The following is a 10,460-nucleotide window of genomic DNA, read 5'->3' as shown; positions in this document are numbered from 1 at the left end:
CCGCAGCCAGGCAGGCTCAGGCCCACTCGACCGCCAGCCCCCGCAGCCAGGCGGCCTCAGACCCCCTCGACCGCCGAGTCCCGAACCCAGAGGCGCTCAGACCCGCTCATCTGCCAGGCCCCGAAACCAGGCAGGCTCAGACCCGCTCGACGACCAAGCCTCGAACCCACGGGCGCTCAGACCCGCTCGTCCGCCAGGTCCCGCAGCGGCCACACGCCGTCCACCACCGCGTCCGTGTCGCCCTTGCGGCGTAGGAAGCTCTGGAAGTCGGCCGCCCACTCGGCGTACCACTGGATCTGGCGGCGGTGCAGGTCCGCCGGGCCGAGGGCCGCGACCTTTGGGTGCCGGTCGGCTATCGCGCAGGCCAGCCGGGCCGCGGCGAGGGCGTCGGCGGAGGCGTCGTGGGCGGTGTCCAGCGATACCCCGTACTCCGTGCAGACCGCTTCGAGGTTGCGCTTGCCGCGGCGGTAGCGGTCCACCGAGCGGTCGATCGTGTACGGGTCGATGACGGGCGCCGGATCAACGCCGCCCAGACGGTCGCGCAGGGACGGCAGACCGTGCCGCCGCAGCTCGGCGGAGAGCAGGGTCAGATCGAAGGCCGCGTTGTAGGCGACGACCGGGACGCCCGACTGCCAGGACGAGACGAGGACGCCTGCGATCGCGTCGGCGACCTGATCGGCCGGCCTGCCCTCCGCCACCGCCCGTTCGTTAGTGATCCCGTGCACCGCCACCGCGTCCGCCGGAATCTCCACCCCCGGATCGGCCAGCCACTCGCGGTGCCCTTGCAGACTTCCGGCCTTGACCTCGACCACAGCCCCCGTGACGATGCGCGCCTCGCGCGGATCCGTACCGGTCGTCTCCAGGTCGAAGCCGGTCAGCAGCTCCTGGTGCCAGCCCATGGGCGGCCCCCCTTCTTCGTGGTGCTTTCCCCCAGTGGTCTCCACGATCCCATGCACCACTGACAATCCGAGGGCCGCATTCCCCTTCCCGGCCGCGAGGGCGTCAGAGCGCGCCGGAGTATCAGGAGACCGGCCGTGAATCCGCCCAGGCCAGCTCGAACTCCTCGCGGTATGTCGAGAAAAGCCCTTCTTCATCAAGCTCGTCCGGTTTGACCAGCCGGCCCCCGCCGCGCAGTACCAGCACCGGCGCCTCCATGCCCCGCGTCCGGCGCAGATAGGACTGCACGACCGCGATGCCGTCCGAGCCGTCCCCGTCCACGAGGTACGCGGTGAAGCGGGGCGTCTCGTCGTAGACCTGGATCTCGAAGGCACCCGGGTCGCGCAGCTTGGACCGCACCCGGCGCATGTGCAGAATGTTCATCTCGACGGCGCGACTCAACTCGCCGCGCTTGATTCCGAGTTCACGCTCGCGCCGCTTCACCGCGCTGGACGCGGGGTTCAGGAAAAGCAGCCGGACCCGGCAGCCCGACTCGGCGAGCCGCACGAGCCGTCGTCCGGAGAAGTTCTGCACGAGCAGGTTCAGGCCGATGCCGATGACGTCGAGGCGGCGGGCGCCGCCGAAGAGGTCCTCGGCGGGGAACTGGCGCAGCAGCCGCACCCGGTCCGAGTGCACACCGACCACGTCCGCGTACCGGTCGCCGACCAGGTTCTCCACGGCGTCGACGGGCAGCCTGCGTGCGGAGGGCACGTCGCTGCCGGCGCCGAGTATCTCCAGGAGTTTCGACGCGGCCCGCTCGGCCTGTGCGAGGACGGCCTCGGACAGGGCACGGTTGCGCGAGACGACGTTCCGGGTGACTTCCAGTTCGTCCAGGGCGAGTTCGACGTCGCGGCGCTCGTCGAAGTACGGCTCGAAGCACGGCCAGTGCTGCACCATCAGCTCGCGCAGCTGCGGCAGGGTCAGGAAGCTGAGCACGTTGTCGTCGGCGGGGTCGAGCAAGTACCCCTTGCGGCGGCTGACTTCGCGTACGGCGACCGCGCGCTGGACCCACTCCTGCCCTGCGGGTCCGGCGGCGGCGACCACCCATTCGTCGCCGTGGACGGGTTCGTAGATGGGCCGGAGAACAGCGGCCACGACCGCGCGCAGCCGCTGTTCGACCAGGTTCAGCCAGATGTAGGCGCGCCCGGCCCGCTGGGCGCGCGTACGCACCTCGCTCCAGGCGTCGGCGCCCCAGTCCAGTTCCGGTCCAATAGATCCCATTTCCATCGGCCGTGCCAGGGACACCGCACCGGGTGGGACATCTGTGGAGTTCCCCTCGTGACCCTCGTCACCAGGAGGCAACTCCAGCCCTCCCGAGCCCACCCGCGCACCGCCTTCCGCTCCCCCGAGCTCTCGCGTGGAGCAAGCCCCCACTCAACGATCAAGGAAGGGTACTCCGGGAGCGGTCAGCGGTGCAGCCCGATGGACAGGTCATTTCTCAACTACCGTTTTAGCCTTGCCCGTTCTGGTTGGCGAGCGCCGGCGGCGTGAGCGGATTCATAGCCGTGACATCGCGCGGGGCGATGGAGAAACCCTGCCAGTGAACCGGCATGGGCTGCTGGTCCTCGTCGCGCGCGACATGGTGGAAGCCCACGTTGACCCAGGCGACGGGGTGGGTGAGCGTCTGTCCGTTGACCCACTTGTCGACGGAATTACCGGCTCCGGTACCGCAGTTGCCCGGGTTGTTGCTGGCGAACTGTTCGCACTGGTTGTACTCGGTGAAGTAGATGTCGTGCTTGGTGAAGCTGCGCCCCGGGTACTTGGTGGTGGCGCCGGGGACGATCTCGTACGAGCGCGCGTGCCAGTCCTTGTTCTTGCCGATGTCGCTGACGACGCGCCACCAGCGCATGTTCTTGGCGTCGCCGGCGAGTTCCTTGGTGACCTTGGTGAGGGTGGTCTTGTTGGTCGGCCCCTCGTTGCCGTTCGCGGGCGGGCTGACCACGGAGTCGTACTGCTCGACCTTGTTCTTGGTGGAGCCGTCCAGGGCGAACTGGAGCCGCCAGAAGACGTTGTGGCTGTGGCTGGTGGCGTACGACCTGGCTCCCTTGCCGATCGGCCAGCCGCGGCCGTCGCCCGCGTTGTAGTCGCCGGGCGAGAGACTGCCGGTGGCGCCGACGTTCATGTTGACGGTGCCGTCGTCCTGGAAGCGCCACTCGGTGATGTACTCGTACCAGCCGACCTGGTTGACGGTGTAGATCAGCAGGTCCTTGCCCTGGGTCTGGTAGACCTTGCTCGCCGTGTCACCCTGCATGCGATAGGCGTGGCCGCGCGTACGGGTCGTGGTGCACAGGCCGTTGGCGGTGGGGTGCTCCGGGTCCCAGGCGTTGGGGATCTTGACCGTCTTGATGGTGCCGCCGGGACACTCGCCCGGGGCCAGATTCATCAGGCCCTGCCCGAAACCGGCGCCGGTGAGATCGTCGTACTCCGCCTTGCCGTCGTCGTAGGGGACGTGGATCTGGCCGAGCTTGGCGCTGGTGAGGACCTTGATCGGGCGGGCCTCGCCCTTGGGCTGGTACGAGATGTTCTCCAGGACGAGCCCGGCCTCGCTCTCGTAGTGCCAGCACATCCGCCAGGTGGTGCCGGTGGAGAGCTTCTGCTCGATCCGGTACGCCGCACTGCATTCGGCGGCTGCCGCGGGAGCGGCCTTGGGCTGGGCGACCGCGGGTCCCACGGTCGTGGCCGCACCGACGACCAGTGCGGCCACCGAGAGGCGCACCGCCGTCCGGCTGTGGACACGGCTGATTCCTCGCGGTCGGACGTTGATTCCCCGCGGTCGGACGCCGCTGAGCAAACCCTTTACGCGCATGACGAAGAGACTCCTTGCGAAAGCAGAGAAGGAGGTGAGTGGGAAAGGAGAGCTGATGGCGGTGGCGCCGGCTAGGCGAGCTTGACGACCTTGCGGGCGCTCAGGTCGATCACCAGGTCACGGCTGTCGATCCAGGGACCGTTCCTGACCTTCGGGAAGAGCCGCACACAGCGGTGCGTGCCGCAGTCCGCGAGCGCGGCGGGCCGGACGCCCGGGGCCGCGCGGTAGACCATGCTGTTGAGGATCAGCAGGTCGGGGGAGGTGAGTGCCTTCCCCGTGGCGTCCTTGTAGTCGGCCTTCAGGCCCGCGCCGAGCGGGTCGGCGATCAGCAGCTGCGCGGCTTCGGTCATCTCGTCGCGGCTGATGGGCGGCTGGACACCGTGCTGGGTGTCGGTCCGCTCGATCTTCCCGGTGTCGAGGTTGACGGTCTTGGTGACGAGCGCGTCGTCCTTGTAGTCGTAGAACCGGACCTCGGCACGGCGCGGCGCGTTCGGGTCGCCCAGCTCGCTCGCCGCGGGCTCGGCGAGGTCGACGCCGATCCGCTGCGGGCCGCGGTCCCCTTCGACATCCTCGGCGGACCTGAGCAACTGCTGGTTCAGGGCGAGGCGCTCGACCCGCTCGGTCTCGTCGTCGGTCAGCGGGTCACGGCCAATGCCCTTGTCACCCTCGTCCGGCACCTGCTCGACGACGCCGGGCTGCACGGCCGCCTGCTCCTGCCCCGTCCCCTGCGCGGTCCGACCGCTCGCCTGGCTTCCGCCCGAGTCGTCGGCCCCCGCCGAGCCCGGCAGCGTGATACCGATCATCACCGCTGTCCCGGCCACCGCGATGGCCGTACCCGCCACCACCTTGCCCAGATGGCGGTGCACTGTCCTGCGCACATTTCCCCCTGCTCCCCTGGTCCGTCCAGGAGTGTTTCGAGCCCCACTGGTTCGGCACACGACGTATGCCTGGTCATTGGGTAAGAGGGACGTAAGTCATAGGAGGTTCCCCCACTTTCGGGGAGACTCGGGTCGGAGCAGCCCCCCGGGGCACGGCACTACTGGAAGAGTCATATCCATGCAGGTCTGGCCTGGAGAGGCATATCCACTCGGTGCCACGTACGACGGTGCCGGTACCAATTTCGCGGTCTTCTCGGAGGCCGCCGACCGTATAGAACTGTGTCTGCTGCACGACGACGGCTCGGAGACCGCGGTGGAGCTGCGCGAGAGCGACGCGTTCGTGCGGCACGCATATCTGCCCGGCATCATGCCCGGACAGCGCTATGGCTTCCGTGCGCACGGGCGGTACGACCCCGGGCACGGGCAGCGCGTCAACTCCGCGAAGCTGCTGCTCGATCCGTACGCGCGCGCCATCAGCGGTGCGATCGAGTGGGGCGAGGAGGTGTACGGCTACCACTTCGGGGAGCCCGACAAGCGCAACGACCTGGACTCGGCGCCGCACACGATGACGTCCGTGGTGGTCAACCCGTACTTCGACTGGGGCGACGACCGACCGCCGCGCACGGAGTACCACCACACGGTGCTCTACGAGGCCCATGTGAAGGGCCTCACGATGCAGCACCCGGAGCTGCCCGAGGAACTGCGCGGCACCTACGCGGCGCTCGCCCACCCGGCGATCATCGAACACCTGACCAAGCTGGGTGTCACCGCGCTGGAACTGATGCCCGTGCACCAGTTCGTGAACGACCACCGTCTGGTGGACATGGGCCTGAACAACTACTGGGGCTACAACACGATCGGTTTCTTCGCCCCGCACAACGCGTACGCCTCCTGGGGCGACCGCGGCCAGCAGGTCCTGGAGTTCAAGTCGGCGGTCCGGGCCCTGCACGAGGCCGGGATCGAAGTCATCCTGGACGTCGTCTACAACCACACGGCCGAGGGCAACCACCTGGGCCCGACGCTGTCCTTCAGGGGCCTCGACAACGCCTCGTACTACCGCCTCGCGGAGGACCAGCGCTACTACACGGACACCACGGGGACCGGCAACTCCCTGCTGATGCGCTCCCCGCACGTGCTCCAGCTGATCATGGACTCGCTGCGCTACTGGGTCACCGAAATGCACGTCGACGGGTTCCGCTTCGACCTCGCGGCCACGCTGGCCAGGCAGTTCCACGAGGTGGACCGGCTGTCGTCGTTCTTCGACCTGGTGCAGCAGGACCCGGTGGTGTCCCAGGTGAAGCTGATCGCCGAGCCCTGGGACGTCGGCGAGGGCGGCTACCAGGTGGGCAACTTTCCGCCCCTGTGGACCGAGTGGAACGGCAAGTACCGCGACACCGTACGGGACATGTGGCGCGGCGAGCCCCGCACGCTGGCCGAGTTCGCGTCCCGTCTGACCGGCTCCTCAGACCTCTACCAGGACGACGGCCGCCGCCCCCTCGCGTCCATCAACTTCGTGACGTGTCACGACGGCTTCACGCTGAACGACCTCGTCTCCTACAACAACAAGCACAACCACGCCAACGGCGAGGACAACCGCGACGGCGAGAGCCACAACCGGTCCTGGAACTGCGGTGTCGAGGGCGAGACCGACGACGAGTCGATCCTGGCCCTGCGGGCACGCCAGAGGCGCAACTACATCGCCACGCTGATGCTCTCCCAGGGTGTGCCGATGCTCAGCCACGGCGACGAGTTCGCGCGCACCCAGGGCGGCAACAACAACGGATACTGCCTGGACAGCGAGGTGTCCTGGGTGCCGTGGCCGGAGGAAGGCGGCGAGCTGCTGGAGTTCACGCGCGCGATGGTGTGGCTGCGGCGCGACCACCCGGTCTTCCGGCGCCGCAGGTTCTTCCACGGGCGCCCCGTCCAGGGCACGCACGACGAACTGTCCGACATCGCGTGGTTCACCCCGGAGGGCGAGGAGATGACCGAGCGCGACTGGGGCTCCGCGACGGCGCGCGCCCTGTCCGTGTTCCTGAACGGCAACGCGATCTCCGAACCCGGCCCGCGCGGGGAGCGCATCGCCGACGACTCCTTCCTGCTGATGTTCAACGCCTCGTCGCAGTCCCTGGAGTTCGTGGTGCCGGTGAATCACGGCCGTCAGTGGCAGGTGATCGTCGACACGGCACGCCCGGAGGGAGTGGCACCGGGAACGGGCGCGAAGATCGAGGCCGGGGACCGGCTGACACTGGTCGACCGGAGCATGACGGTGTTGCATCGGCCCGCCTAGAGGCGGTGACGTGGTCGTTCTCCGGGGCACGCGCGCGTAGAGGGTTCTTTTGGGACACGCGCGCGTGCCCGTTTGCGTGCGTCGATGACACGAAAGGCGGCAGGGCGGGTACGTAGGTCTCCATGACACCTGAGCGTCCAGAACCGGTGACTCCCGGGCCCGTGGTTGCCGAGCCCGTGGTTCCCGTCGTGCCGACCGCCACGTACCGGTTGCAGCTCCAGCCGGAGTTCCCCTTCGGGGCCGCCGAGGCCGCCGTGCCGTATCTGGCCTCGCTCGGCGTCTCCCATCTGCACCTGTCCCCCGTGCTGGAAGCGGTCCCGGGCTCGACGCACGGCTACGACGTGGTGGACCACGCGCGCGTACGGGACGAACTGGGCGGGGAGGACGGGCTGCGCTCCTTGGCGCGCACCGCGCGGGAACACGGTCTTGGTCTGGTCGTGGACATCGTGCCGAACCACATGGCGATGTCTCCGCGCCACAACCACCCCCTGTGGGAGGTGCTGCGTGAGGGGCCCCGGTCGCCCTACGCGCGCTGGTTCGACATCGACTGGGACGCCCAGGGCGGGCAGCTGCTGCTGCCGGTGCTCGGGGGCCGGCTCGGCACGGAGATCGGCCATCTGAAGGTGGACGGCGACGTCCTGCGCTACTACGACCACGCGTTCCCGCTGCGCGAGGGCACCGCGCACCTGCCCCTGCCGCAGCTGCTCGACGCGCAGTGGTACCGCCCGGCGTGGTGGCGGCTGGCCCGTACCGAGCTCAACTACCGCCGGTTCTTCAGCATTTCGGAGCTCATCGGGGTGCGCGTCGAGGACCCGGAGGTGTTCGCGGCGACCCACGCGAAGATCCTTGAGCTGCTCGACGACGGCGTGGTGGACGGGCTGCGCATCGACCACCCGGACGGACTCGCGGACCCGGACACGTATCTGCGCCAACTGCACGAGGCGACCGGCGGGCGCTGGACGGTGGTCGAGAAGATCCTCGCGGACGGCGAGCCGCTTCCCGCCGCGTGGCCCGTCGCGGGCACCACCGGCTACGACGCGCTGAGGCACATCGACGGCCTCTTCACGGACCCGGCGGGCGCGGGTGAACTCCTCGGCCAGTACCGGCGTTTCGCGGCCCCTCAGAGCGACCGGGGCGGCCACTGGGAGCCGACGGTGCGCCGGGCGGCGTACAAGGTGGTCACGCACGAACTGGCCACCGAGGTCGAACGTCTCACGCGCGTGGCGAACCGGCTGTGCACGGACTCCCCGGACCCGGCGCTGCGCGACCACGCCCCCTGGGCGCTGGGCACCGCACTGCGGGAACTCCTCGTCCGCCTTGAGGTGTACCGGCCCTACCCCTCCTCGGACGCCGCCCTGGTGGTCACCGAGGAGGCCGCCGCCGAGGCCCGGGCGGTCTTCACGGTGCCCGAGGAGGCGCACGCCGTGGACGTCGTACGGGACCTGGTGCTCGGGCGGGCCGGTGACGGGCCCGGGCACGCCGAGTTCCGGGCCCGGTTCGCGCAGACCTCGTCCGCGCTGCGGGCCAAGTCCATGGAGGACACCGCGTTCTACCGCTATGTCCCCCAGATGTCGGCGAACGAGGTGGGCGGGAACCCCGGGAGCCCGGCCGTGTCCCCGGAGGACTTCCACGCCTACTGCGCGCGCGTGCAGCGCGACTGGCCCGCCACCGGGACCGCCCTGTCGACGCACGACACGAAACGCAGCGCCGACGTACGAGCCGCCCTCTCCGTGCTCACCGAGTGCCCCGGACAGTGGGCCGACGTCCTGACCGAGGTGACCCGCGACGGCGCGGGCGTGCCCGACCCGCAGGTGGCGTGGGCCGCGTGGCAGACGGTGTTCGGGCTCGGCCCGGCCGACGCGGAGCGGGTTCAGGGGGCCCTGTTGAAGCACATCCGGGAGGCCGGGCTGCACACCGCCTGGACCGAGCAGGATGCCGCGTACGAGGAAGCGGTGGCGGCGTTCGTCGCGGAGGGGCCCTGCGGGGCGCCCGGGCGGCGCGTGACCGACTTCCGGGCCGCCCTGGCGCCGCATGTGCGGGCGAACGTCCTGGGGGCCGCTCTGGTCCATCTGACGATGCCCGGGGTGCCGGACGTCTACCAAGGCACCGAGGGCGAATATCTGGCGCTGGTGGACCCGGACAACCGGCGGCCGTTCGCACCTCAGGAGCAGCCGTCGGCGAAGGCCGCGCTGACCGCGGGGGCACTGCGGCTGCGCGGGCGGCGCTCCGCCGTCTTCGGCGACTCGGCGACGTACGCACCGCTGACGGCGCAGGGTCCCGGCGCCGCGCACTGTGTGGCGTTCGTACGCTCCGGGGAGGTGGTCACGGCCGTCACCCGGCTGTCGCTGCGGCTGGCGGAAGCGGGCGGCTGGCGCGACACCGTGCTCCCGCTCCCCGAGGGGCGGTGGACCGATGTGCTCTCCCCCGCGCGGGAGTTCACGGGGCACGCGCGCGTGGCGGAACTTTTCGAGCAGTTGCCCGTCGTGCTGCTGGAGCGGGTCAGCGCAGACGCACCGGAAGGCTCCGCGGTGAGCGACTGATCAGGCCCTCCGGGGTGGGCCGGAAGCCCGGGACCCACCGGAGGTCCGGCAGGACCGTGAGCAGGGCGCGCAGGCCATGTTCCGCGGTGAGCCGGGCAAGCAGGGCGCCGGGGCAGAAGTGCCGTCCGGAGCCATGGGCGAGCTGCCCGGGGTCGGTGCGGAAGGCGTCGTAGCGGTCCGGGTCGGCGAACCGTGCGGGGTCCCGGCCCGCGGAGCCCACCAGACACGCGACGGTGGCGCCCACGGGTATCGCGCCGACCGGCTCGACGGCCCGCCGCAGCACCACATGCAGCGGCGGATCGCGGCGCAGCGACTCGGCCCAGGCACCGGCCGCGAGCGCGGGACGGGCGCGCACGACACCCAACTGGCCCGGGTGATCCAGGAGGTTGGCGAAAAACGACGCAAGGCCCCCTGCGGTCGCCTCGCCGCCCGCGCCCAGGAGAGACCCCGCCAGACCCGCCACGGTCTCGTCCGACAAGGGGCGCCCGTCGGCCCGCGCAGTGCACAGCGCCGACAGCAGATCGGTACCCGGGTGAGCGCGGCGGCGGGCGATGTACGGGCGCAGGAAGGCGTCGAGTTCGGGGTGCCGGCCGCCGAGATGGTCGAGGCCCGTCCGGCACCAGGCGTGCACGCGCGCGGTGTCCTCGTACGGCAGCCCGAGCGCGGCAACGGCCGCCGCGGTGGGCAGCCACTGGCAGAACTCGGTGACGAGATCGGCCTCCTGGCGCGCGGCGAGACGGCGGGCGAGGACGAACGCCGTGCGCGCGACACCGGCGCTCAGAGCGGCCAGCGCGGCCCCGCGGAACGCCGGGGAGACGACGGCCCGGTGCGCGCTGTGCGTGCCGCCCTCCAGGTGGGCCAGGGTGCGTCCGGGCGGCACCGCGACGAGCCGCGGGTCCGCGAGCGCGGCGCGCACATCGGCGTACCGGCTGACCAGCCAGGCGCCGAACGGCTCGTCGTACACGAGGGGATGGCGTTCACGAAGGATGCGATACAGCGGGTAGGGGTCGCGC

7 protein-coding genes are annotated in these 10,460 nt (G+C 70.4%); 2 read left to right on the top strand and 5 right to left on the bottom strand.

Going from position 1 to position 10,460, the window contains the following annotated elements:
- Window positions 1-176: 176 nt before the first annotated feature.
- The 4 genes from AB0N66_RS01060 to AB0N66_RS01045 all read right to left on the bottom strand — a co-directional run bounded on the left by AB0N66_RS01060 (window position 177) and on the right by AB0N66_RS01045 (window position 4,620).
- Entirely contained in the window at window positions 177-899 is a 723-nt protein-coding gene (locus AB0N66_RS01060; RefSeq protein ID WP_365426605.1) for a 3'-5' exonuclease, read from the bottom strand.
- A 121-nt stretch (window positions 900-1,020) separates the two neighbouring features.
- Window positions 1,021-2,259 carry an SAV2148 family HEPN domain-containing protein gene (locus tag AB0N66_RS01055; protein WP_365426602.1) on the bottom strand — a complete coding sequence of 413 codons (1,239 nt, stop codon included), beginning with the start codon at window positions 2,257-2,259 and terminating at the stop codon, window positions 1,021-1,023.
- 127 nt (window positions 2,260-2,386) lie between these two features.
- Window positions 2,387-3,742: a copper amine oxidase gene (locus AB0N66_RS01050; protein ID WP_365426599.1), complete on the bottom strand. Its 1,356-nt coding sequence runs from the start codon at window positions 3,740-3,742 to the stop codon at window positions 2,387-2,389.
- Window positions 3,743-3,813: 71 nt separating this feature from the next.
- Window positions 3,814-4,620, bottom strand: a complete 807-nt coding sequence (locus AB0N66_RS01045; RefSeq protein WP_365426597.1) for a Tat pathway signal sequence domain protein — start codon at window positions 4,618-4,620, stop codon at window positions 3,814-3,816.
- Window positions 4,621-4,798: 178 nt separating this feature from the next.
- Between AB0N66_RS01045 and glgX the strand changes: the two genes are divergently transcribed.
- Both glgX and treY read left to right on the top strand, forming a co-directional pair.
- Window positions 4,799-6,907, top strand: a complete 2,109-nt coding sequence (gene glgX, locus AB0N66_RS01040; RefSeq protein WP_365426594.1) for a glycogen debranching protein GlgX — start codon at window positions 4,799-4,801, stop codon at window positions 6,905-6,907.
- 122 nt (window positions 6,908-7,029) lie between these two features.
- Window positions 7,030-9,447 carry a malto-oligosyltrehalose synthase gene (gene treY / locus AB0N66_RS01035; protein ID WP_365426592.1) on the top strand — a complete coding sequence of 806 codons (2,418 nt, stop codon included), beginning with the start codon at window positions 7,030-7,032 and terminating at the stop codon, window positions 9,445-9,447.
- On the opposite strand, the gene AB0N66_RS01030 is transcribed toward treY, so the two are convergent.
- A complete protein-coding gene (locus AB0N66_RS01030) occupies window positions 9,407-10,411 on the bottom strand; it encodes a cytochrome P450 (RefSeq protein ID WP_365426589.1) in 1,005 nt (334 codons plus the stop codon). The genes treY and AB0N66_RS01030 overlap by 41 nt on opposite strands.
- Window positions 10,412-10,460: the final 49 nt, after the last annotated feature.

Source organism: Streptomyces sp. NPDC093544, assembly GCF_040683495.1.
Taxonomy (GTDB): Bacteria; Actinomycetota; Actinomycetes; order Streptomycetales; family Streptomycetaceae; genus Streptomyces.
This window is presented reverse-complemented; position numbering and strand designations above follow the sequence as displayed.